The organism is Beijerinckia indica subsp. indica ATCC 9039 (genome assembly GCF_000019845.1).
Lineage (GTDB): Bacteria > Pseudomonadota > Alphaproteobacteria > Rhizobiales > Beijerinckiaceae > Beijerinckia > Beijerinckia indica.
Genome location: NC_010581.1, coordinates 14,538 through 36,354, shown reverse-complemented (window position 1 = coordinate 36,354; position 21,817 = coordinate 14,538). Strand labels below are relative to the sequence as shown.

General features: G+C 58.5%; 20 protein-coding genes. 7 read left to right on the top strand and 13 right to left on the bottom strand.

The annotated features are described in order from the left end of the window. Positions 1 to 96: 96 nt before the first annotated feature. Positions 97 to 801 carry a TetR/AcrR family transcriptional regulator gene (locus BIND_RS00170; protein ID WP_244395927.1) on the bottom strand — a complete coding sequence of 235 codons (705 nt, stop codon included), beginning with the start codon at positions 799 to 801 and terminating at the stop codon, positions 97 to 99. Positions 802 to 859: 58 nt separating this feature from the next. Between BIND_RS00170 and BIND_RS00165 the strand changes: the two genes are divergently transcribed. Continuing rightward, positions 860 to 1,762, top strand: a complete 903-nt coding sequence (locus BIND_RS00165; protein ID WP_012383049.1) for an SDR family NAD(P)-dependent oxidoreductase — start codon at positions 860 to 862, stop codon at positions 1,760 to 1,762. A gap of 89 nt (positions 1,763 to 1,851) precedes the next feature. On the opposite strand, the gene BIND_RS00160 is transcribed toward BIND_RS00165, so the two are convergent. The 6 genes from BIND_RS00160 to BIND_RS00135 form a co-directional block, all read right to left on the bottom strand. After that, positions 1,852 to 2,526, bottom strand: coding sequence for a Rossmann-fold NAD(P)-binding domain-containing protein (locus BIND_RS00160; RefSeq protein ID WP_012383048.1), 675 nt, complete (start codon positions 2,524 to 2,526; stop codon positions 1,852 to 1,854). Positions 2,527 to 2,586: 60 nt separating this feature from the next. Continuing rightward, positions 2,587 to 3,612: an AraC family transcriptional regulator gene (locus BIND_RS00155; protein WP_012383047.1), complete on the bottom strand. Its 1,026-nt coding sequence runs from the start codon at positions 3,610 to 3,612 to the stop codon at positions 2,587 to 2,589. Between the two features lie 12 nt (positions 3,613 to 3,624). After that, positions 3,625 to 4,461 (bottom strand): oxidoreductase, encoded by an 837-nt coding sequence (locus BIND_RS00150; RefSeq protein ID WP_012383046.1) that lies wholly within the window; start codon positions 4,459 to 4,461, stop codon positions 3,625 to 3,627. A 382-nt stretch (positions 4,462 to 4,843) separates the two neighbouring features. Beyond that, complete coding sequence (locus tag BIND_RS00145) at positions 4,844 to 5,836, bottom strand: NAD-dependent epimerase/dehydratase family protein (RefSeq protein ID WP_012383045.1); 993 nt, start codon at positions 5,834 to 5,836, stop codon at positions 4,844 to 4,846. Beyond that, a complete protein-coding gene (locus BIND_RS00140) occupies positions 5,833 to 6,408 on the bottom strand; it encodes a TetR/AcrR family transcriptional regulator (RefSeq protein WP_012383044.1) in 576 nt (191 codons plus the stop codon). The genes BIND_RS00145 and BIND_RS00140 overlap by 4 nt, the downstream gene beginning before the upstream one ends. Positions 6,409 to 6,727: 319 nt before the next feature. Beyond that, a complete protein-coding gene (locus BIND_RS00135) occupies positions 6,728 to 7,057 on the bottom strand; it encodes a TfoX/Sxy family protein (RefSeq protein WP_012383043.1) in 330 nt (109 codons plus the stop codon). Between the two features lie 440 nt (positions 7,058 to 7,497). Here BIND_RS00135 and BIND_RS19875 point away from each other — a divergent pair, with 440 nt between their 5' ends. Further along, positions 7,498 to 8,586 carry a glycosyltransferase family 2 protein gene (locus BIND_RS19875; protein WP_012383042.1) on the top strand — a complete coding sequence of 363 codons (1,089 nt, stop codon included), beginning with the start codon at positions 7,498 to 7,500 and terminating at the stop codon, positions 8,584 to 8,586. Between the two features lie 149 nt (positions 8,587 to 8,735). Here the strand turns inward: BIND_RS19875 and BIND_RS00125 are convergent, their stop codons facing one another. Beyond that, positions 8,736 to 9,716: a UDP-glucuronic acid decarboxylase family protein gene (locus tag BIND_RS00125; protein ID WP_012383041.1), complete on the bottom strand. Its 981-nt coding sequence runs from the start codon at positions 9,714 to 9,716 to the stop codon at positions 8,736 to 8,738. 589 nt (positions 9,717 to 10,305) lie between these two features. Here BIND_RS00125 and BIND_RS00120 point away from each other — a divergent pair. Next, entirely contained in the window at positions 10,306 to 10,632 is a 327-nt protein-coding gene (locus tag BIND_RS00120) for a hypothetical protein (RefSeq protein ID WP_012383040.1), read from the top strand. Positions 10,633 to 10,722: 90 nt separating this feature from the next. Here BIND_RS00120 and BIND_RS00115 read toward each other — a convergent pair whose 3' ends face one another. Further along, on the bottom strand, positions 10,723 to 10,944 hold the full coding sequence (locus tag BIND_RS00115; protein WP_012383039.1) for a hypothetical protein: 222 nt from the start codon (positions 10,942 to 10,944) through the stop codon (positions 10,723 to 10,725). Positions 10,945 to 11,052: 108 nt separating this feature from the next. Beyond that, entirely contained in the window at positions 11,053 to 12,276 is a 1,224-nt protein-coding gene (locus BIND_RS00110) for an anhydro-N-acetylmuramic acid kinase (RefSeq protein ID WP_012383038.1), read from the bottom strand. 88 nt (positions 12,277 to 12,364) lie between these two features. Here BIND_RS00110 and tyrS point away from each other — a divergent pair, with 88 nt between their 5' ends. The 3 genes from tyrS (at position 12,365) to BIND_RS00095 (ending at position 15,703) form a co-directional block, all read left to right on the top strand. Continuing rightward, positions 12,365 to 13,630, top strand: a complete 1,266-nt coding sequence (gene tyrS, locus BIND_RS00105; protein ID WP_012383037.1) for a tyrosine--tRNA ligase — start codon at positions 12,365 to 12,367, stop codon at positions 13,628 to 13,630. Positions 13,631 to 13,673: 43 nt separating this feature from the next. Then, positions 13,674 to 14,870: a DNA adenine methylase gene (locus BIND_RS00100; RefSeq protein WP_012383036.1), complete on the top strand. Its 1,197-nt coding sequence runs from the start codon at positions 13,674 to 13,676 to the stop codon at positions 14,868 to 14,870. Positions 14,871 to 14,935: 65 nt separating this feature from the next. Further along, positions 14,936 to 15,703, top strand: a complete 768-nt coding sequence (locus BIND_RS00095) for a DpnII family type II restriction endonuclease (RefSeq protein ID WP_244395926.1) — start codon at positions 14,936 to 14,938, stop codon at positions 15,701 to 15,703. Between the two features lie 137 nt (positions 15,704 to 15,840). On the opposite strand, the gene BIND_RS00090 is transcribed toward BIND_RS00095, so the two are convergent. Continuing rightward, complete coding sequence (locus tag BIND_RS00090) at positions 15,841 to 16,467, bottom strand: TetR/AcrR family transcriptional regulator (RefSeq protein ID WP_012383034.1); 627 nt, start codon at positions 16,465 to 16,467, stop codon at positions 15,841 to 15,843. A gap of 100 nt (positions 16,468 to 16,567) precedes the next feature. Here BIND_RS00090 and BIND_RS00085 point away from each other — a divergent pair, with 100 nt between their 5' ends. Then, entirely contained in the window at positions 16,568 to 17,995 is a 1,428-nt protein-coding gene (locus tag BIND_RS00085; RefSeq protein WP_012383033.1) for a coniferyl aldehyde dehydrogenase, read from the top strand. A gap of 81 nt (positions 17,996 to 18,076) precedes the next feature. Here the strand turns inward: BIND_RS00085 and BIND_RS00080 are convergent, their stop codons facing one another. Continuing rightward, entirely contained in the window at positions 18,077 to 19,558 is a 1,482-nt protein-coding gene (locus tag BIND_RS00080) for an alpha/beta hydrolase (RefSeq protein ID WP_012383032.1), read from the bottom strand. A 315-nt stretch (positions 19,559 to 19,873) separates the two neighbouring features. After that, positions 19,874 to 21,817 (bottom strand): alkaline phosphatase family protein, encoded by a 1,944-nt coding sequence (locus tag BIND_RS00075; protein WP_012383031.1) that lies wholly within the window; start codon positions 21,815 to 21,817, stop codon positions 19,874 to 19,876.

Genomic DNA, 21,817 nt, shown 5'->3' with positions numbered 1-21,817 from the left:
GAAAGTCGTCAGGGACAGCGCTCGGTAGCCGTTTTGACAGCCTGTGGCGACTGGTGCTGATCATCGCAGATGAGCCGTTGGCTGGTTGATGCTCGGTTAGGCTCGCGGCAGCACGCCCAACAGCGTCGAGGTGAAGGAAGCCCGCAGAGCATCACGCAATTCCATATGAAGCGCGCCAAGGGCGGGCTCGTCCGCGTAAGCGGCAAGGAGACTGGGTGGTGGCGGGACATAGGCTGACAGCGCGCCTGCCGAGAGAAGGCTCATCAGGCAGAACATTTGCGCGCCATCGCCAAGCTCCGGCACATGGTGTCGCACGAGTTCGGTCATGGTCGCGAGCCTGCCGAGCGAGGACCGCTTGTGCCTTTTGATCACTTCGACCGAGACATTGTGCTCCAGGACGCCGCCCTGCGCGCCGAAGAGGTCGCACAGCGCCGGTCGGTCCGCCAGCGAGGAACTGAGGATCTCGGCCAGCTGAGCTGCCCGTAGTTCCGGCGCCGCCTGCGCGTCGATACCTCCGGCCAGTTCGGCCGCCAGATCGACGAGCCAGCGTCCAAGGAAGTCATCCAGCAGTTCGAGCAGCACCGCCTCGCGCGATTCGAAATAGCGCAGGACGTTCGACTTGGCCAAGCCCACCCGCCGGCTGAGTTCGTTGAGGCTCACCTCGGCCAAAGGCATCTCGTCGAGCATTGCTACCGCTGTGTCCAGGATCAGCCGGCGACGGGCCTCCCGTTGCTCCTCGTTTCGTGCCCGCTGGAAAGTCACACCTTCGCCTTTGATTAAAGACCGACGGTCTCTTGACATCAGACCATCGGTCTTTAAATTCCCTTATTACAGACCGATGGTTCTATAGGAACGCACCATGAGTGGCAATTGGACCGAGCAGAACATCTCCGACCAGCACGGTCGGATCGCGATCGTCACCGGCGGCAACACTGGGCTGGGCTTCGAAACGGCACGGATGCTTGCCGCGCATGGAGCGAAAGTGGTCCTCGCGGTCCGCGATGTCGAGAAGGGCGGGCAGGCAGCCGCGCGCATCGCGGGTGACGTCGCCGTCCAAGCGCTCGATCTGACCTCGCTGGACTCGATCCGGTCGGCGGCGGCCGACCTGCGGGCCGCCTATCCGCGCATCGATCTGCTGATCAACAACGCCGGAGTGATGTACACCCCGAGGCAGACCACCTCGGACGGTTTCGAACTGCAGTTCGGCACCAACCACCTCGGCCACTTCGCGCTGACCGGTCTCCTGATCGACCGTCTCCTGCCCGTTCCCGGCTCCCGCGTCGTGACGGTCAGCAGCACCGGCCATCGTATTCAGGCCGCCATCCATTTCGACGATCTGCAGTGGGAGCGCTCGTACAGCCGCGCCGGCGCCTACGGCCAGTCCAAACTGGCCAACCTGATGTTCACCTACGAACTGCAGCGCCGGCTCGCACCCCACGGCGCCACAATCGCGGTGGCGGCCCATCCCGGCGTGTCCAACACGGAACTCATCCGAAACCTGCCGGCCGCGTTTCGCGGCCCCATCCGCTGGCTTGCACCACTGCTCACCCAGAAGCCCGAAATGGGCGCCTTGCCGACGCTGCGCGCCGCCACCGATCCGGCGGTTCTCGGCGGGCAATATTACGGCCCCGGCGGGTGGGGTGAAGTCCGCGGATATCCGAAGCTGGTCACCTCCAGCGCCGACTCCTACGACCAGGCCGTCCAACGGCGCCTGTGGACCGTCTCCGAAGAGCTCACCGGAGTGACGTTTCCGGTCAGGTGAAGCGGCGTCAAACACCGCCAATTGTCCGATATGGACGCCTCTTTCTCCATTTTAGCCGCCGAAACCCACCGATTGCCGCCGTTCTCCCTCTATGGCACGGCATGTTCGCGACGGCCGATGCGACGCAGATCGGCATTGTGGTGAATGTAACGTCCAGTTTCTTCGCGTCCGACGAGCCCGACGATCGCTTCCGCCACCGTCTCCGCGGGAATGGCGCCGTAGCGTGAGAGCGGGCCGAGTAAGACGGGGGTGAGCGCCGCGAAGAGCCGCTGGCCGATCGCCTCCCACACCCTCCGTTCGCTGCGGCTGCCCAGCAGGAATCCGGGCCGTATCAGGTCCACCCGATCAAAGCCCAGATCAATGACGGCGCGCTCAATCGCGCCCTTGGTCTGCAAATAAAAGCCGGGGCCACCGGCCCCTGCGGCGGTGACGAGGATGAACTGGCGCGCCCCCAATGCGCGGGCGCCCCTGGCGGCGGCGAGCACATAATCATGGTCGACACGGAACATGGCCGACTGCGATCCAGCCGTGCGGATGGTTGTGCCGAGGCAGGAGATAGCGACATCGATACCGTCGGACACGATGGGTTTCAGCATGGCCTCGGGCGCGTCGCACAGCCGCTCGAAATCAATCCCGCTGCCGGGGGCGGACGATCCCCGCCGGACGAGAGCGACGAGATCGATGTCGGAACGTGTCGCGAGCCGGGCACCGACGAGAGCGCCAACCAGACCGGTGCTGCCGGCGAGAAGGATGCGTTGCATCATGGACAGAAAACTCCGCTGGAAGGACGCGACACGCCGATCCGCGCGCCTGGACATAATGGGTTAGTAAAGGCCGATGACGGCCGCACCTTTGGGCAGATGCATCTCCCGCCAGCGGTTCGGCGGCATGCCCTCCCATTCCCGGAAGGCGCGATAGAAGGAGGTCGTGTCATGATAGCCTAGCAGGCAGGCCACCTCGTCGATGTCGGTCGCTGGATCGGTGAGCAGGCGGCGACCGAGATCGCGGCGTGCCTCGGCGAGGAGGCCCCGGAAGGTCGAGCCTTCCTCCGTGATGCGACGCTGCAGGGTGCGATCACTCATGCCGAGCTGCCTTGCGATATCGGACAGGCCGGGCTGGCCGCTCGCCAGGCAGCGTTTGAGCACGATCTTTACCTGTTCGGCGACCGAGCTTTGCGCCTCCAACTCGCCAAGCGCTGCGCTGAGTGCCGGGGTCAGCATCTCCAGCATTTCCGGATTGTGTCCGGGGAACGGCCGGTCGAGATCGGCCGCATCGAGCACCAGAAGGTCATGCGTACCGGTGCGTATCAGACAGCCGAAATAGTCCGCATGTGCCGTACTCGCAGGTCCCGGTCGCGCGAACTCCACCCGGCGCGGCATGATGGCCTTGCCTGTCGCCCGCCGCCCCAGTTCGACGAGCGAGGCGAAGGTGATGTCGACCGAAATGGCGGGCTCCGCCTCGGTAGCGAAGGGCCAGTCCACCGAGATCGTGCAGTTGCCGCCCGCCTCGACGATCTGCAATTGCTCTGGCATGCAGAGCCGCTTGAAGCGGGCGAGCCGGGCCAGCCCGTCGCGATAGTCGCGGGCATAAAAGGCTGCCAGGCTCGACGGCGGATGGACCGCCGTATCGACCTCGCGCACCATGCGGAGGCCGAGGGCCGGATCACCCGACAGTTCCTCCAATCCCCGCATCAGCGCGAAATACTGCGCCGTCGTCACGAAGGCTTGCCCGCCGAGATGCAGCGTCGCGGGCAACCGCGCCTGTCTTAGCAGTGCCACGGGCGGTACGCCGATATGCTCGACGGCGCGCCAGAAAGCCTGCGGCACCTTGCATCTGTCGACCTGAGCCATGCTCATTCCTTCTTAAATCACCTTCGAGATACCGGTCGCCGTCCGCATCATGCCGTCGAAGGCGCGGTCGGACAGGATGCCGCGCATGAAGATCATCGGCTTTGCCCCGAAACCGATCGCATAGCGGGTCTTTGGCTTGGACGCAGTCACCGCCTTGGCGATCGTGTCGGCAATGAGCTGCGGCGGCGACTGAAGCTTTACGCTCGCCTCGCCGACCATGGATTGCGCCATGGCATTGGCCTGCGCGGCATAGGGGCCATGGCCCGAAGTCTGGCGCAGCTTGTCGGCGGCGATGCCGGCCCATTCGGTCTTGATGCCGCCCGGCTCGATCACGACCACGTCGATCCCGAAGGGCTGGACTTCCATGCGCAGGCAATCGCTGATTGCCTCCAGCGCGAATTTGGTGCCGTGATACCAGGCGCCGAGCGGGGTGTGGATCTTGCCGCCCATCGAGGTAATGTTGACGATCGTGCCCGAGCGCTGCGCGCGCATGTGCGGCAGGGCGAGCTGGATTAGCCGGACGGCGCCGAAGACGTTGACCTCGAACTGGGCGCGCGCCTCCTCTATCGGCACGTCTTCGACAGCACCGTAGGAGCCGTATCCGGCATTGTTGACGAGCACGTCGATCCGGCCCTCCTCGGCAACGATCACGTCGATGCCAGCCTGCATGGAAGCATCGTTGGTAACGTCCATCGCCAGAATCTGGATGCCGCTCTTGGTGAGGTGTTGCATGCGGTCGACCCGGCGGGCGGCCCCGTAAACAGTATAGCCGAAGTCCTTCAGCTTGAGCGCGGTGGCCTCTCCGATGCCGGAGGAGGCGCCTGTGACGAGAGCGACTTTGTTGGACATGTGCGCTGTTCCGTTTCTTGAAGCGGGTGATCCGTTCGGCGCGGCAGCAGTGGGATGAGCCGCACTCATGAACGAACCCTAGCGGGAACGATGCGCCACCTCATTGGCGTTTTATGCCACAAAACTTGCTCATCACGCCATATCGGGTGACGAAATGCACCTTCTCCGTATTGGCGCCGGCGTGGTCGTTCCTGATGCTTCGTGCCGACGAAGCAGCCACAGCAGGCTGCGAGCGGGATCCACTGGACCGTCGAGAACATGGTGGAGATCCAGGAGCATCAGCGCCGCTATGACGAGAGGCGGGATTGATTCATCCGTCGGTTATCTTTCGGCATGAAGCCCGCGATCATGCGGCTCTCGAGGGCGCAGTTCAGGGTACGGCTCACGGAAATCGATCCGCCGATCGAAGGGGAGTCCCATAGCTTCGCAAGCCATCAGCGCGCGAAGTCCTTCCGACATAGCCCAACTCACGGCGTGCAGCAGCATCGTTGATGCTGAACTCCCGCCCGATCATGCGTATCATCGAGCGCGAGATCGGTGGATTGCCTTCTCTCCGCGTCATGGCCCAGATAGCGTCCAGCATTCGGCCAACAGCAGATGCGAGCCAGTAAGGCATCGACCGCAGCTTATCGATCGATAAACCTTGCAAGCTCGCGAGCGACGCGATGAACTGCCGGAAGGTCAGCCTTTCCTGATCGTTGATGAAGAAGGCACGACCGCCCTCTCCGCACTCAAGGGCGCATTGTACGGCTTCAACCACATTGTCCACATGGCAGGTTGCAAAGGCGTAGTCGCCGCGATCGATGAAGGCGAACTGCCCGGACTTTATTACACGGGGAAGCTCACGGCTGAAGGAATCACCAGGCCCCCATATTGCCGGTGGGCGAAGCGCGATCGTGCGAAAGCCAGGCTTGTTGGCCGCCAGCACCAACGGCTCGGCCCGTGCCTTGCTCGCCAGATAGGCAGAGAAGTGGTTCGGGAATATGGGGGCGCTTTCATCGGCACCGCGGATAGGCGTGCCGGCATCATCCATGATGATTCCCGCCGCACTGATATAGACGAAGGTCTGCGCCCCGGCTTTCTCGGTGGCCTTCAGAAGCGCGACGGTGCCGTCGACATTGGTGCGAAAAAAGGGCTCGCGTGGCCCCGCAAAGCGAAACAGGGCGGCTGCGTGCACAACGGCATCGATCGCTGGCAATGCCAGAGGCGCGCTGCTTTCCAGATCAGCGTCGACTGGAGATGCACCCAATGCCTTTAGTTTGTCGTGAGACGATGCGGAACGTGTGAGGGCGAATATTTGGTAACCGTCCTTCACGAGTCTCGGGATCAAGCGGCCGCCGAGAAGGCCAGTGCCTCCTGTGACGAGAATTTTCATTGCGATTGACCTTTTGATTCAATGTTCAGGATGGCTTGCATGGCGCTCTCGCGGATGTTTTCGACGACCGCAGAAGCGGGCGGCGCCGTCTTGCGGAGCTGAGCGGTTACGTACAGCAGAGATGCGGCATTCGCGGACGCCCATATGAGATCGGCGGCCACTTCGACCGCGAGAGCGAGCCGTCCCTTGGCGGCGATGGCCGCGATGCGCTCGATCAGAAGCGCAAAGGCCTGCTCGGCAGCAGGTATTTGAGCGCCCTCGAGAACGCGGCTCATCATCGCCGCGTAGAGCCGGGGACGCGCCGCCGCGAAGCGCACGTAATCGTCCCAGCCCTCGCAAAGGGCCATCACCGGGTCGGTGGACTGGACCGCCACCTTTTTGCTTTCGAGGAACTGCGTGAACGCCTCCGCGATGGCGGCGCTCAAAAGCCCGTCAGCGCTCCCATAATGATGGTAAAGTGTAGGCGCGGTCACATTCGCGATAGCGCAGACGCTGCGCGTCGAAAATTGTGCCTCGCCTTCTTCCTCAAGAACCTTCAGAGCCGCAATGAGCAGGGTAGCGCGCGTGTCCATATCAACAATATAGCACCGCTATACAGGCGAGTCTATAGCGGTGCTATATTGTTAACCCGGCAGCCCCATTGGTCCAGAAGCAGAACATTTATTCCCAGGGTTCCTTGTGCTTGCCGGAATGATCGAAATGAAGCGCAAAGAGGAAGGCACCTCGCCAAATGTCCGATATCGCCGCTGTTAGCCGCGCACGCCGAATGCCGCACGGCGCGTTCAGCCTCGATTTGTGACGACAGCCGCTTCGGATAGCGGTTAAAGAGTGATTGAGGGGAAATCCCTCAGTTCTGGTGGGCGGTCCTCATCGTCATTGAGCACGGCCCACCTATTTTGCCGGCAAGGATCGGACGAAGGCGAGAGCGGCATCCATCAGCTTTCGACGCAGCACATCATCGCCGAAGGCCGACGGTCCGGCTTGCACCCAACCTTGCATGCGCCGGCCGCCGGATTTCATCGGAACGATATCCGGCATCTCCAGTGCCCATCCGTCTCTCTCCTTGCCGAGCCTGGCCAGCATTCCGTCATCACGGGCGCAGCAGAGAAGGTTGCCATTCAGTAACCAGGCTCGCCCGCCGAACATGGTCTTTTCCGTTAATCCCGGCTCTGCCTGGAGGTCCTCCCGCAACAGCTCTTCCAGACCTTCGTCGCGCGCCAACTACACATCCCCTTCTGTCGAAACCATGATTGTAACGCCTCGCTTCGCCATCACGTCACAAAACAGACTCTCTTTTCAGAGTCTCGTTTGAAACTGAACCAGTGCTGCGAAGCGCTGTCATGAAGGGCGCCGCGCTATGGCAAAGCGGATTCAACAGGAATTTATACTTTATTTGCAAAATAACGTGTGCAATGGTCCCGCCCAAGACAAAGCAAACTGGCTCTATTCTTATCATGCCTTTGGCCCCGCACCGGCAATACCAATCTTTTCACGAATGCGGATATATCCATAACCACTTGAAACTCAATGGAATTACCTCTTCGAACCGTTAACCCGCCAGCTTAGAAAGCGACCTTTATTTGCACTCAATGGCTCTTTAAAAGCTCTATTCTGCATCATCAGTCTTATCGCCTGGACAAAATTGGCTTCAACGGTGGGAAATGGACCTTAAAAAATTCAATCTGTCCTTTTACAAGGTCACCGATCAATTTGATCAGCCGCTCGTCAGTATCATTATTTCAAACTATAATTACGCCAGTTATCTTGAGCGCTGCGTTGATTCCGTTCTGTCACAGACCTATGATCTGATTGAATGTATCATCGTTGATGATAAATCGACCGATGATAGCGCGAATACGCTGAACAGGATCCAAGCCGCGCATAAAAATATCACCATCATACGGCGCGCGGAAAATGGCGGTCAAAGCGCTGCGGCGCTTGACGGATTAAAACAGGCCTCTGGATCCTATGTTATTTTTCTCGATGCCGATGATGTTTTGCTTCCCCATGCGGTTGCCTGCCATGTGTACGCTCATGTCTCAATGCGTATCCCCGTAGGCTTCACTTGCGCAGACATGTTGCAGGTGGGAGGGAATATTTTGATGGGAACCTCTTCCCTCCCCTTGACCAACTTTATAACAACCCATGCGGATCGCAAATTTCAACAGCGATCTGCAACCAGCGAAATCATCCCCCTGCCTCCAGCGGTGCCCAGTGAACTGCTGGATCGTATTTATCTGGTCGAACCTTGGGATACCGGCTGGGTTTGGTCGGCGACTTCGGCAATGATGTTTCGGAGGGATGCTTTACGTTTCTGGGAAAACACACCAGATTTCGTTCATCTGCGGTACTCGATCGATGCTTTTTTCTGCTATGGCATCAATGCTATATGCGGCAGCGCGATCATTGATATGCCGCTTGCCGCCTATCGCATTCATGGCCACAACGGTTTTGCCGCCCGTATTCCCCTGAACCATGTCCGGTCCTATGAACTGAACAGTCAGGGTGAACGATCGATCGATGCTCTGAAACTGCTTCTCAAACAAGCGCAAGAACAGAAGAGCTATTATCGAGGCCTTTTTTGGTCAGAAAAGCAATATCATTCGCTTCTGAAGACCCTCAAGACGACGCTCACCATTATTCAAGAAGCCAATGAGACAGAGCCTCCTCAGAGCCTGTCTACATCTTGGATCATTTTCACGCAGAAACTCTATCAAGATTTCCGCAAATGGTGGCAGCGTTTCTGCTGAAGTTCGGTCATCCCATCACGGCAGGCTCGACAGCATCGCTTGTGACACTTGAGTGCGAAACAATGCTGCTTCTCGACCGCATAAGCGGACTGTTGTCATGATTGCTTGAACAATCGAGGGCTCTCACCATCAAGCCATCGTCAAAAGCATCAGCCTTCGCTCGATACGCTGCTTTTGCCTTCCTCAGTGAGCAAGGAGTCGAAATAAGCAATCGTATGCGTCAGCCCTTCCTCGAGTTCGACCGTCGGACGCCAGCCAAGGACATTTTTGGCGAGCGTGATATCGGGTTGTCTCTGGCGCGGATCATCGGACGGGAGCGGCTTTTCGATGATGCGCGATTTCGCTCCGGTCATGGCGATGACCTTTTCGGCTAATTCACGAATGGTGAATTCGTTCGGATTGCCGATATTGATGGGGCCGGTGACCTCAGGTGGCGAGTTCATCAAGCGGTCGAGGCCGTCGATCAGATCGCTGACATAGCAGAAAGATCGTGTCTGCGTTCCTTTGCCATAGACGGTGATATCCTGCCCCAGCAGGGCCTGACAGATGAAATTGGAGACGACGCGGCCATCGTCCGGCCGCATTGAAGGACCGTACGTGTTGAAGATACGCGCAACCTTGATGGAGAGCTTGTGCTGGCGATGATAATCAAAGAACAATGTCTCGGCGCAGCGTTTGCCTTCATCATAGCAGGACCGGCTGCCGACCGGGTTGACATGACCCCAATAGGTTTCGGTTTGCGGATGCTCGGTCGGGTCGCCATAGACTTCCGATGTGGATGATTGAAGGATCGGAATTTTGAGCCGTTTGGCGAGGCCCAGCATATTGATCGCGCCAACGACGCTGGTCTTGGTCGTCTGGACCGGGTCGAATTGATAATGGATGGGCGAAGCCGGACAGGCGAGATTATAGATCGCATCCACTTCGACGAAGAGGGGAAACGTCACATCGTGGCGCAACATCTCAAAACGGTCATGCCCCATCAGATCGGCGATGTTGCGCCGCCGGCCGGTGAAGAAATTATCCACACAGAGGACCTCATGGCCCTGGCCCAGAAGGCGTCTGCACAGATGGGAGCCGAGGAAACCTCCGCCGCCGGTGACGAGAATACGTTTACGTGCCGCGAACAAGCAGGATCGCTCCAAGGTTGAAGTGCCCAGGCGAGGCGGGAGGCAATGATCTAAAGGCGCCGTGGGGCAGCGAAAGGCGGGAAATTTGATGCAGCTGGTTAAAGAGAATTACATCACTTTACCCATCATTGGTAAAGGATTCAGGTCTGTTTTCCAATTAAATAGACGCAAAAAAGCTGTTTGATTCCGGCATTATTCCAGCCAAAGTGCGGCCGAGCACAATCTGCGATCCTGAGTTGTTTCCTTTTGAAAAGGACCTCATGAGAAGGCTTGGAGTAAAGGCGTCGGTTTTTCCGCTGCTGTGTCCAATGTCGGAAGGAAAATTTCCATCAAGGCCCGCCACTCTTCGTCTTTAGTGAAAACGGCCCACCATTTGCTGGTTTTCTGAGAGTGAATCCTTAACGATCGAGACGCTTGGCATGAAGGCCAAGACTGAACGATTTTCCAGCCAGGGTTCAATCCTCACTGGCATTGCTTGCGGCTTGGCTCTATAGACCGGCAAAGAATGGCCCCGGCCTTCAGGGCATGCGTGCGACGGCATGCGAGGATCGGACGCTGGACCGCCGTTGTGACGAAGAGGGTGAAGAGAATGAGCGAAGACCGTGAGGCCCTGGTCAAGCAAGCGCTGGCCGACCAGACGAGAAATCTGGAAAGATTGAGCGATACGATCGTTCGCGCCGCCGAAGGACGGCGGGATTTGCCGGCCTCCCTGGAAGAGGTCATCAAGCAGATCGCCACACTCACGACGGAATGCGGAGAGGCCGTCGAAGAGCACCTCGATGATGGTCTGAGCGAGGACACCTTCGAGCTTTTGCAAGGCGCGCTCGAAGCCATTCGCGGCGGCCTCGACAGCCTCTTGGTCTTCAAGGCGCTCGAAGGCTCTTCCTATGAGACCCGGACGGTCGCCAACGATTAAAGCATAGCCAAAAGCTGGACGCTTTTGGGACAGGATCAATCCGGAAGGCCCGGACATTCATCGTCCGGGCCTTTGACTGCGCCAGTGGATCTATTTCGTCGGGATCGCGAAGAACTTGCCGGCTTCCTTGCGGATCTTGCCCAATTGCTTCTCGATCGCCTGAACCTGATTTTCGATCTCTTCCAGGCTCTTGCAATTCATGGTTACGAGCGGCAATCCGCTCATCGGCGATTCGCCGACCGGATTGAGAACGATCCTCACCGTCGAACGCATCTCCCCTTCCGGCGGGACAAATTCAAGTTCCAGTTTCATCGCGGTTCCATCCTGTCGTACCAAAGGCCGTGAAGAATGGCCTTTGGTTCCTTTCTTGAATTTTCGCTTTTTCAAAGCGAGAGCGAAAATTCAAGAGCGGTCCAACGGTCATCGATCATGACCGTTGGTATCATGCCCTGGCAAAGCCAGAAAACCACCGGGCAAGGGCCGCGCCACACCCGTGGTGAGGGGGAAACTGATCGGCAGATCGGCTCTGCGGCGAACCGCGAGATAAGCGAAGGCCTGAGCTTCCATGGCCTCGACCGACCACCCGAAGGCCTCGGCACTCTCGACCGCGCAGCCAAGTTTTTGGCGCAAAACCTCCATCATCACGAGATTGCGCGCGCCACCGCCACAGACAATCGCGCGGGCAGGAGGTTTGGGAAGAAAAGGCAGAATGCTCGCAATGCCAGCGGCGGTAAAGGCGGTCAGCGTCGCCGCGGCATCTTCCGTTGAAAGATTTTCGATCGCCTGACTTGAAAAAGCGTTGCGATCGAGGGATTTCGGGGGCCGCGCGCGGAAGAAGGGATGGGCGAGCAGATCCGCCAAGATCCTTTCATCGACCACGCCCCGCGCGGCAAAGGCGCCTTGCGGGTCCATGGCGAGACCACATCTCGCGCGCATCAGATCATCGATCTGGGCATTGCCGGGACCGACATCACAGGCCATCAAAGGCTCGCCCGGCGCGACATAAGTTACATTGGCGACGCCGCCAATATTGACGATCAGTACAGGCCCCGCAAAACCCGAGGCTCGCGCCAAAGCCTGGTGAAAGATCGGCACCAGGGGTGCCCCCTCGCCGCCGGCCGCGACATCGGCGGCCCGAAAATCATAGGCAACAGGCAGGCCCAATGTGTCCGCGAGCGCCACACCGTCGCCGATTTGCATGGTCAGACCCTGTTCCGGCCGGTGCAGGACGGTCTGGCCGTGAAAGCCAATGAGATCGATCGGTTTATCCGCGAGATCATCCCGCTCGAGAAAGGCCGCGACGACCGCCGCATGCCGCTGGGTCACCATCGCCTCGGCCTCAGCCAGACAGCCCGGCCGTTCCTCGCGTTTGGACGAAGGTCCGATGAGCGCCGCCGCATCCGCCATGGCAGCGCGCAGGAGGGCGCGCTCAGCGTCCGAATAAGGGGCAAAATCGCTCGGACCACATTTCACCACATCCTGGCCATCGGTTTCGACATAAGCGATGTCGATCCCATCCATGGATGTGCCGCTCATCAGCCCGATCGCCTTGACCAGTGTGCCCCAGGCTTTTTCTCCCGGCTTTTCTCGGAGCCTTTCCCGTTGACCCTCTCGTAGCTCGGCGCTAAGGCTGCCCGCGTCCATTTTTCGCCTCAAACTTGCAGCCGATTGGCCATCCTGCCCGGATATAGGCCCCTACCATTTAACTTTGCTTTACGAGCCAGGAAAAGCCGTGTCCAAGGATATCCCCCCCGCATCCGATTTTCTCGCCATTCTGACGGAACGCGGCTTCCTGCACCAATGCTCGGACCCCGCTGGACTCGATGAAAAGGCGAAAAGCGGTGGGCTCATTGCCTATATCGGCTTTGATTGCACGGCGCCTTCGCTGCATGTCGGCTCACTGGTGCAAATCATGATGCTGCGCTGGCTGCAAAAGACCGGCGGCAAGCCGATCGTGCTGATGGGCGGCGGCACCACGCGGGTCGGTGATCCCTCCGGCAAGGACGAAAGTCGCAAAATCCTGACTTTGGAGGAAATCGAGGCCAATAAGCAGGGCATCAAGCAGGTCTTTTCCAAATTCGTGCATTTCGGCGAAGGGAAGACCGATGCGCTCATGGCCGATAATGCCGAATGGCTGACGGCCCTGCATTACATCGACTTCCTGCGCGATGTCGGCCGGCATTTTTCGGTCAACCGCATGCTGTCGATGGATTCCGTCAAACTGCGGCTCGAACGCGATCAGGAACTATCCTTCCTCGAATTCAACTATATGTGCTGCCAGGCCTATGATTTCGTCGAGCTGCACAAACGCTACGGCTGCCAATTGCAGATGGGCGGCTCGGATCAATGGGGCAATATCGTCACCGGCATCGATCTTGGCCGTCGCATGGGCACCGCCCAGCTCTATGCCCTGACCTCGCCTCTCCTCACCACCGCCTCGGGCGCCAAAATGGGCAAGACGGCCAAGGGCGCCGTCTGGCTCGATGAAGCCATGCTGCCGGTCTTCGATTATTGGCAGTTCTGGCGCAATTGCGAGGATCGCGACGTCGGCCGTTTTCTGAAGCTTTTCACCGAATTGCCGCTCGACGAGATTGCCCGTCTCGAGGCCCTTCAAGACGCCGAAATCAACGAAGCGAAGAAAATCCTGGCGACCGAGGCCACGGCCATGGTGCATGGACGCGAGGCAGCCGAGCGCGCCGCCGACACAGCGCGCCAGACCTTCGAGGAAGGCGTGGTCGCCGCGAGCCTGCCGAGCGTCATCTTGCAGACCAACGAGATTCCGGCCGAAGGGCTCGGCATATTGGCGGCTTTCGCGAAGGCGGGACTCGTAAATTCGACTAGTGAAGCGCGCCGCCAGATCAAAGGCGGTGGCCTGCGGCTGAACGATCAGCCGATTACCGATGAAAAGGCCGTCATCACCATTGAAGCCATAGAGGCCGGCGCGAAACTGTCACTCGGGCGCAAAAAGCATGTGTTGCTGCGCCTCGCCGATGGGTGAAAGCTCTCTCTCGATCGTCAAATTCATCCGAATGAGATTTCGGATGAGCCTGGCGAGGATTGCCCAACGTAGGCCTTTGCATGCCAGTTCTTATTTCCATTTTGGTGTTCCGTTTGGCCGTCATCTCCGTCACAATGAAGCTATGAAGCCTATCGCGCTCACTCAAGCTGAAAATGTATATATCCTCCAGGGTCGGCCACCCGTTGGATTGGAGCTTCCCACGCGCGCTAAGCTCTATCCTGATCTGCGTTACATGGGGTCAAAAACCCGCCTGCTGCCGTGGATTTTTGAGACCCTGAATCTCGTCGATTTCGAGAGTGCGCTAGATCCCTTCTCGGGTACCGGCTGTGTCTCTTACCTGATGAAAGCAATGGGTCGCCGCGTCGCCGCGTCGGATTTTCTGAACTTCACCAGTACCGTGGCGCGCGCCACCGTCGAGAACAATCATGTTCACCTCGATGACCGGGCGATCAAGCGCCTCCTTGATCGCTCTCCAGCCGCACATCGCTTCATTGAGCGCACCTTTGGCGGCGTTTTCTACACACCAGAGGATTTACGCTTTCTTGATCGAGTGTCCGGCAATATCCGTCAGCTCCAGAACCCCCACCAGCAAGCACTCGCCTTTGCCGCACTATTTCGGTCGTGCCTGAAGCGCCAACCACGCGGCGTTTTCACGATCTCGGGCGATCTTTCTCACTATGATGATGGCCGCCGCGACCTCCGCCTGTCAATCGAAGAGCATTTCCTGGAGCAGATAGAAGTTTATAACGCTGCCGTATTCGACAATGGCAGAAAAAATCAGGCTCTGCGTTCAGACGTATTTGAACTGCCGCGCCGCAAGGTCGATCTCGTTTATCTCGATCCCCCCTATGTTCCTCGTTCGGACGATAACTGCTACATCAAGCGCTATCATTTCCTTGAAGGGCTGTCCTGTTACTGGCAGGGCTTGCCTGTGGACACATCGACCAAAGTCCGGAAAATCGCCAAGAAATACACGCCCTTTAGTTATCGCCGAACGGCGGTTGATGCCTTCGACAAAATATTCAACCAGTTCAAGGCCAACAAAATTGCGCTGTCCTACAGCTCGAATGGCTATCCCGATCTCGACCAACTTGAAAGCCTGATGCGGAAATACAAGAGCACCGTACGCATCTTTGAGAAACCGCACCGCTATCACTTCGGTACGCATGGCGGCGTTGAACGGGCATCTGTAACTGAATATCTGATTGTTGGATCCTAATGCAGCAGAAAGATCAGACTCTCGATGAGGTCGTTGAAAGCCTGAGCCCGCTGACCGTCGATTGGATGGACGAGACGGCGGCCAACGCAATCGCACGTCTTACGGATCTTCCAAAGAAGGAAAGCTACAGCCACGATGACATGGCCGCTCTGCTCGATGGGAATTTCGATGAAGGGCTCCTATGCGCCCGGCTCTTCCTCGCACTGTCGAAAGACACCATGGAGGCCGAGCTAAAGCGTGAGCTGGGCACAGGTGGAACCGGCGTTAAACGCTATAAGGCGGAGCCGGACGCTTTTCTTGAAGCGCTGGAGCGGTTGCGGTTGCCGGAGGCCATGGCGACCGCGATCAACTACAAGCCGGTCTGGAGTGACATTCTCGTCGAGCGCTTGCGCTCTGGACGCGGGTCTGCGATCTCTGGTCAAAAGCGCGGCCGGGGTCTGGAAGATTTCGCTGAGGCGATGGTCAAGGAAGTCTTCGGCGATCATTACGAGACCCGTTGCACCTTCACGGGCGCCGACAACAAATCTGCGAAATGCGACGTGGCTGTGCCTGACCGGTATCGCCCCCGGATCGTCATCGAGGTGAAGGGCTATGGCGCGACCGGCTCGAAGATGACAGACATCATCGGTGACCTCGATGCCATCATCGCCGCGATGCGGCGGGATACCTGGCTACTCTTTGTCACGGACGGTATGACGTGGAAATCGCGCCTGTCGGACCTGAAGAAGATCGTTGAGCGCCAGAACCAAGGGAAAATCGCCCGCATTTACACGACCAAAATGCGGGAAGAGTTTTTGGCTGACCTCAAGAGCCTCAAGCAGATCATCGGCTAAGGCCGGCTACGTTTCCTAGATGTATGGTCCCATGAATTGATGGAGCGGTTGATGATGAATCTTTCTGGTTCTTTTATCCAGACTTTGCAGATGTATTCATAGTGTCAAACTCCGTTTGGTCCTGCCACCAAGGCCCATTAGACCCCCGTCGGTTCATCCCGTGAGATCTCTATCCCTTCGAGCAGCGTGACCAGCGCGGCCTCGGGTGCATCGGGGCCAACCTTTTCGGGAAGAAGCAACCCGTCGATCGTCAGCAGTGTCAACCCATGCACCTGTGCCCAGCAGGCGGCGGCCTGACTGCGCACCGGCCTTTTGCGAAAAACGCCTTCTCTTTGCCCGCGCTCGAGGAGGTCAATCAATAGGCCGAAGGCTGCGAGCGCCCTTTCGCCGAGATGCACATCTCCGGCGTGGCCAGCATCCGCGCTGAACATCAGCCGATAAAGCGCTGAGTGAGACACCCCAAACCGGAGATAGGCCTGCGCCACGGCGAAGAATTCGGCCTGTATGGAAGGACATGGAAGCGGCTTCGCCGCCGCCATGGCTTCGCGCAACTGGTCGAAGCCAAGCATAGCCAGTTCCGCCAGGAGGGCAGCCTTGTCGGCAAAATGCTTATAGGGAGCCGCATGGCTGACACCGGCGCGGCGTGCGACTTCCCGAAGCGTGAACTGCCAATTCTTTTCGTCATGCAACATGGCCATGGCTGTTTCGATGACCACGCGCCTCAAGTCGCCATGATGATAGGGACGATCGGTTTTGTCCTGCATGCTGCCTCGGAACCATCCACCAAACATATATGTTGACAGTGATAACTTTAAAGGGTTAAGCCAATTCTAAAGTTGCTGCCGTCAACATTCGAGGTGAGCCATGAACACCATCGCCGCCACCAAGACCAAAAGCCAGCCCAGCGAGATCCTTGCCCTCCAGCGCGCTGCCTTTCTGCGTGACGGTCCCCCGTCGCTCGACCAGCGCCGGGCTGATCTGAAAACGCTCAAAACCGCCATTCTCGCGCGGCGGAGCGAGATCGAGCGCGCGATTGAAAGCGACTTTGGCCATCGCCCCCGCCAAGAAACCGCGATCATGGAGATCATGACGCTTATTCAGGGCATTGATTATCTGTCTCGAAACCTGCGCCGCTTCATGCGGCCATTGCGGCGGCATGTGGCGCCGCAAATGCGGTTCGCGAGCGCACGCATCGAATACCAGCCGCTGGGCGTCATCGGCATTATGGCGCCCTGGAACTATCCTCTCTCGCTGGCCCTGATGCCGCTCGCAACGGCGATCGCCGCCGGCAACCGGGCGATGCTCAAACCGTCCGAATTCACACCAGCGATGAGCAGCCTTCTCGCGGCGATGCTGACGGACATCTTTCCCGAGGAACAGGTCGCCGTCGTGACAGGCGATGCCATTGTGGGAGCGGCCTTCTCGGCGCTTCCGTTCGATCATCTTGTGTTCACGGGTAGCACAAAGGTCGGACACGCCGTGATGCGGGCCGCCAGCGACAACCTCGTGCCCGTCACTCTGGAACTCGGCGGCAAATCTCCCGTCGTCGTCGGGAAAGACTATCCGCTCGACCAAGCAGCATCCGGCATCGCTTATGGCAAGCTCGCCAATGCCGGGCAAACCTGTATTGCCCCCGATTATGCGATGATGCCAGCCGACGCGATCGAGCCGTTCGTCACGGCCTATGACAAGGCCGTCACCGCGCTTTATCCGGAGGGGCCTGCCGGCAAGGACTATACATCCATCATCAACGAGCATCATTCCGCCCGGCTCAAGGGATTGCTTGAGGATGCTCGTGCAAAAGGGGCTCGTGTCATTGAAGTCGGAAAGCAACCGGACGAGGCCCACAACCGGCCTCATACGCTTGCGCCGACAGTCGTGCTCGGTGTCAACGACAGCATGCGGATCATGCAGGAAGAAATCTTCGGCCCCATCCTGCCAATCCTTTCCTATCATGACATCGACGACGTGATTGCCTCTATCAATGCACGACCGCGTCCGCTGGCGCTCTATTATTTCGGCGGCAATGATGAGGATCGCCGCAAAATGTTGATGCGCACCACATCCGGCAATGTCACGATCAACAATACGATGATGCATTATGCGCAGGATGATCTGCCCTTCGGTGGCATCGGCCCGAGCGGTATGGGCGCCTATCACGGAATCGAAGGCTTCCGGTCCCTAAGCCATGCCAAGGGCATTTTTGAACAGGGACGATGGAATGCCGCCAGCCTATTGCGGCCCCCTTTCGGAAAGCTTGCCGATACGATCCTCAAAGTGATGCTGGGGTGAAAGGGTCAGCGTCCCCCTGATCGGGACGCCTCACCTTTTCCTCAAAAGCGGAGCATCAGAACGCGCTTCCGAGAACACACTTTATGGCGCGGCCTTGGCCCTCGTCTCCGATCCCGCCGGCAAGCCTTTCGCGATCCGATCGATCATGAAGGGATAGAACGGGTTGGACGACATACGCAGGAGATTATCGAGGCTCACGATCAAGGCGCCCCTTTCGCCACGCGGCGGGATGGCGCCAAGATGCACGCCAAAATCCTCGCTATTATCCGGTTGCAGGCCGTAAAGCGCATCGGTCACCGGAAAGGGCAAGGCGACATGCGACAGCGAGAACACGCCCTGCGGAAACGAAAGGCCGAGCGGGATGGATTGCGTCTCGGTCGCGCCCGCTTCCGTTACCACGGCAGCCGCTTCACTACTGTCTGGATCGACATTGCTGATGACCACTGTGCGAAAGGGTCTTGGGGCGGGCGGCAGCAAACGCGTCAAAGCGGTTTCCGAAGCGGTGCTCAAAAGCTGGCCGAATTTGGCGTTGCGATTAATGTCGAACAGGACGAGTTCGCTGCCATTGGCAGGGAGCCGCGCGTAAAAGGACGAAATGATCGCTCGCGTCGAGACGGTGGAATCGACAATCGACTGAAAGGTCAGAACGGGGGCGAGGTCCGTGAGCCGTCCCTCGCTTGCCATGCGATCGATCTGCCGCTGAATGGCTTGCGTGAACTGGAAGGACTGGCGCGCTCCATTCACCGGGAAGGAATTATATTTGAACGGATTGAATTCCGGCACGATGCCGAGCCAGGCCGCCTTGGCAAAAGCCGGCAGCAGGGCCGGCCAGCCGGCCATGCCGGCGAAACGGGCAAAACGTGTGATGCCGATCATCGGCGTCAGCAGAACCAACCGGTCGGGCCGCCGGAGTTTCGGGTCCTCGATCGCATCGAGGGCATATTTCAAGGCCAGCGCGCCGCCATTCGAGAAACCGACAAGATGCAGCGGCTTTGAAGGCCCGACGCGGAGGTCGGCCTCGCGCACGGCCAGCCGCGTCGCGGCAAGCCAATCCGTCCAGGTGACATCGGTCAAAGCGGCGGGGACAGTGCCATGGGCGGGCAGACGGATCGCCACGGCGACGAATCCATGGTCTCGATAAAATCGCGCAATGTGGCGCAGGCTATAGGGTGAATCGGTCAGGCCGTGCAGGAGCACCACGGCGCCGAGGGGCGTGCCTTCGGGTTCAAGCACATAGGAGCGGTTCCAATCCGTCTGGAAATGCTCGGGAAAGACGGGGCTGTTTTCGAAATAACGGTTGAAGGGCACGCGGTCCCTCTCCGGCAGCGCCTCGGTGACATGATGCCGGATTTCGCCAAAAATCTTTTTCTCCGCGTCGAGATAAGCCGAGAAACTGGCATGATCCAAAGCGTCCGATGTCATCTCATGCGGGACGAATTCATGCCATGGCTCAAGAGGGTCCCCGCGCTGCGTGTCATAAATGCGCACACCGAGAAAGGTGACGAGGCTCACGCCAACGAGGATCAGGCTCCAGAGAGCCAGTTTCTTGAAAGGGGCGTACACACATCCTCCGTTTCGGATGGAAAAGAGGAAGCTCTACACCATCAAATCGAAACCAGGCATCCCTCTGGAAAAAATTAATGCATTTTCAAAGAAAAAGGCATCGGACAGGAAGATCCTCCTCTCCGATGCCGAATGTCTTGATGAGGCGATACCAAGTCTTTCTGATCACGACCTATCGCGATCAGAAAGGTTCGGCGGAAAGCCGCCGCCCCGCCGTCGCGGGGGCAGCTCTTGATGAGTCATGCTCATCAAGAGCTGGTATCAGTTTGACGCCTCAAACTCACGCGTCGCAATCACGCGTGATGGCTTTTCATGTTAGTGACCCTTTTTACCGAAATCGAACATTTCGAACAGATCGCCGATCGCCGGGCTATTGACCGGAACATAGGGGTTTTCGTCTTCAGCCACCGGATTGGGCAGATTATCGCGGCTGCGATGGGTGATCGGCTGAAGGCTCCAATTGCGTTCGATGAATTTCAGCAGCGAGGCATGGTCATAATAGGTATGCACCACATGACCGCCGGTGGAATAGGGCGAAACCACGATCAAGGGAATGCGGGGACCATCGCCGAAGAAATCGAGCGGCTGGACATAGCCTGAATCATAGTAACCGCCGCCTTCATCGACCGTGACGAAGATGGCCGTATCCGCCCACAGCTTCGGATTGTTTTGAACCGCAAGAATGATCTTCTTGGTGAAGGCCTCGAACAGATCGAACTTGGACGAAGTGGGGTGACCATCGAGCAGCCCACCGGGTTTGACATAGGAAACGGCCGGCAGTTCGCCGCTCGCAATATCGCTATAAAGATCCGTCGTGTCCTTCAGATTCTTTGCGCGAGCAGACGGGTTGGTCATGACCGCGGTTTGATAAAGGAACGGATTGCAGATGTTGCAATAAACACTCAAGGGGCTATTGGCGACGAATGAATTCCAACCCTCGCCATAATATTTCCACGAGATATCTTTCTCGTTAAGCCTGTTGGCGATGGTATGCACCGGCGACGGCGGAATGGTGAAGGGATTGCTCGTATGGAGAGAGCCGTCACCATTATAACCGGGATCATAATTATTCAGCAGATAATAGGCGCCCGGCGCGCAATTCGCCCTTGGCTTATGGGGCAACGACCGGAGATAGCTGATGATGGCGCCGACACCTGGCTGAGTCGGGTCGGAACAATTGCTGTAGGAGCCGCCGCTGTAGCCATCCTGCGTGTACCAATTATTGGTGCTTGGCGCGGGATCTGGATTTTCGATCTGATTGGCAGGCGGCGTCGCGACATGGCCTTGGCCATCCGTATAATAGATGGCATCGGCGGTGCCGAGCATGATGCTATTGGCACCGGTACCACCCGAGACCGGCTGGTGATAATTGTCGCTGAGCGCATAGGTCTGCGCGAGCGCGGTGAAATAGGGCATATCGCCATTATTCGTATTGTAGAATCCCAAGGCGCTAGCGCCTTCATGGGTCGTCTCGTCATTGAAACCAGTCGGCTGCGATTTGCCATTGCTGCCGGCGCCAATCGTGACTTCCACCCAGGCGAAGAGATCGCCGAGACAGCCGCTCGGATTCTTTTTCGTCGCATGGGCAATGCTGCAATCGAGCTGCTGCCAATTCTGATAGAAACGATGCACCGCGCCCGCGGCGTAAGCGTCATAGGGCAGGCTCGGGGTCAGTTGGAACGGCCCGCTCGGCAAATTAGTCGCATTGGCAATGCGTGTATCGACGACGCCTTTCGGCAAGCCGCTCGCGCCCGTGGTCAGAAGCTGGAGATCTTCCGGAAGCAGCGCAGCGGATTCGGCTTGGGTTGCGAGCGCCAGGGAGGCGAAGGGCGGCGGGTTGGCATCGCTGGGCGCCGTATGCGTTCCCCCCGTATTGGGCGCCGGCAGGACCTGATAAGGGGTCTTGGACGTCGGAACCAGGGAATATTTCGCGGGCGCCTGCAGGCTACCCTGATATTGCTTGGCGAGAGCGAAATTGGGGCCTGGCGTTCCATCGGCCTTGATAATGCCCTGCGAAAGCAGGTTATAGACCGTCTCGCCTTTTGGCGGCTGGTAGGCGCCGAAAACATGGTCAAAAGACCGGTTTTCGCCGACGATGATGATAACGTGCTTGATCGGTGTCACCGTGCCGGAAGGCGTAGGCCCCTCGGCGCTCAAGCTCGGAGATGAAAAGCCGGCCGACATCAACGCAATCGCCAAGGCGGTCGTGCTGGCGGTGATGCGTTTGCTTGCTGCAAGTATGCGTGTCATGAAAGACAT

Coding starts and splice junctions, on each gene's coding strand:
- BIND_RS00150 (WP_012383046.1), bottom strand. CDS start 4,461: ATGTCCAACAAAGTCGCTCTCGTCACAGGCGCCTCCTCCGGCATCGGA.
- BIND_RS00155 (WP_012383047.1), bottom strand. CDS start 3,612: ATGGCTCAGGTCGACAGATGCAAGGTGCCGCAGGCTTTCTGGCGCGCC.
- BIND_RS00140 (WP_012383044.1), bottom strand. CDS start 6,408: ATGGACACGCGCGCTACCCTGCTCATTGCGGCTCTGAAGGTTCTTGAG.
- BIND_RS00075 (WP_012383031.1), bottom strand. CDS start 21,817: ATGTCTTTCATGACACGCATACTTGCAGCAAGCAAACGCATCACCGCC.
- BIND_RS00100 (WP_012383036.1), top strand. CDS start 13,674: ATGAGCCTGGCGAGGATTGCCCAACGTAGGCCTTTGCATGCCAGTTCT.
- BIND_RS19875 (WP_012383042.1), top strand. CDS start 7,498: ATGGACCTTAAAAAATTCAATCTGTCCTTTTACAAGGTCACCGATCAA.
- BIND_RS00120 (WP_012383040.1), top strand. CDS start 10,306: ATGAGCGAAGACCGTGAGGCCCTGGTCAAGCAAGCGCTGGCCGACCAG.
- BIND_RS00095 (WP_244395926.1), top strand. CDS start 14,936: ATGGACGAGACGGCGGCCAACGCAATCGCACGTCTTACGGATCTTCCA.
- BIND_RS00085 (WP_012383033.1), top strand. CDS start 16,568: ATGAACACCATCGCCGCCACCAAGACCAAAAGCCAGCCCAGCGAGATC.
- BIND_RS00170 (WP_244395927.1), bottom strand. CDS start 801: ATGTCAAGAGACCGTCGGTCTTTAATCAAAGGCGAAGGTGTGACTTTC.
- BIND_RS00160 (WP_012383048.1), bottom strand. CDS start 2,526: ATGATGCAACGCATCCTTCTCGCCGGCAGCACCGGTCTGGTTGGCGCT.
- BIND_RS00110 (WP_012383038.1), bottom strand. CDS start 12,276: ATGGACGCGGGCAGCCTTAGCGCCGAGCTACGAGAGGGTCAACGGGAA.
- BIND_RS00165 (WP_012383049.1), top strand. CDS start 860: ATGAGTGGCAATTGGACCGAGCAGAACATCTCCGACCAGCACGGTCGG.
- BIND_RS00090 (WP_012383034.1), bottom strand. CDS start 16,467: ATGCAGGACAAAACCGATCGTCCCTATCATCATGGCGACTTGAGGCGC.
- BIND_RS00115 (WP_012383039.1), bottom strand. CDS start 10,944: ATGAAACTGGAACTTGAATTTGTCCCGCCGGAAGGGGAGATGCGTTCG.
- BIND_RS00145 (WP_012383045.1), bottom strand. CDS start 5,836: ATGAAAATTCTCGTCACAGGAGGCACTGGCCTTCTCGGCGGCCGCTTG.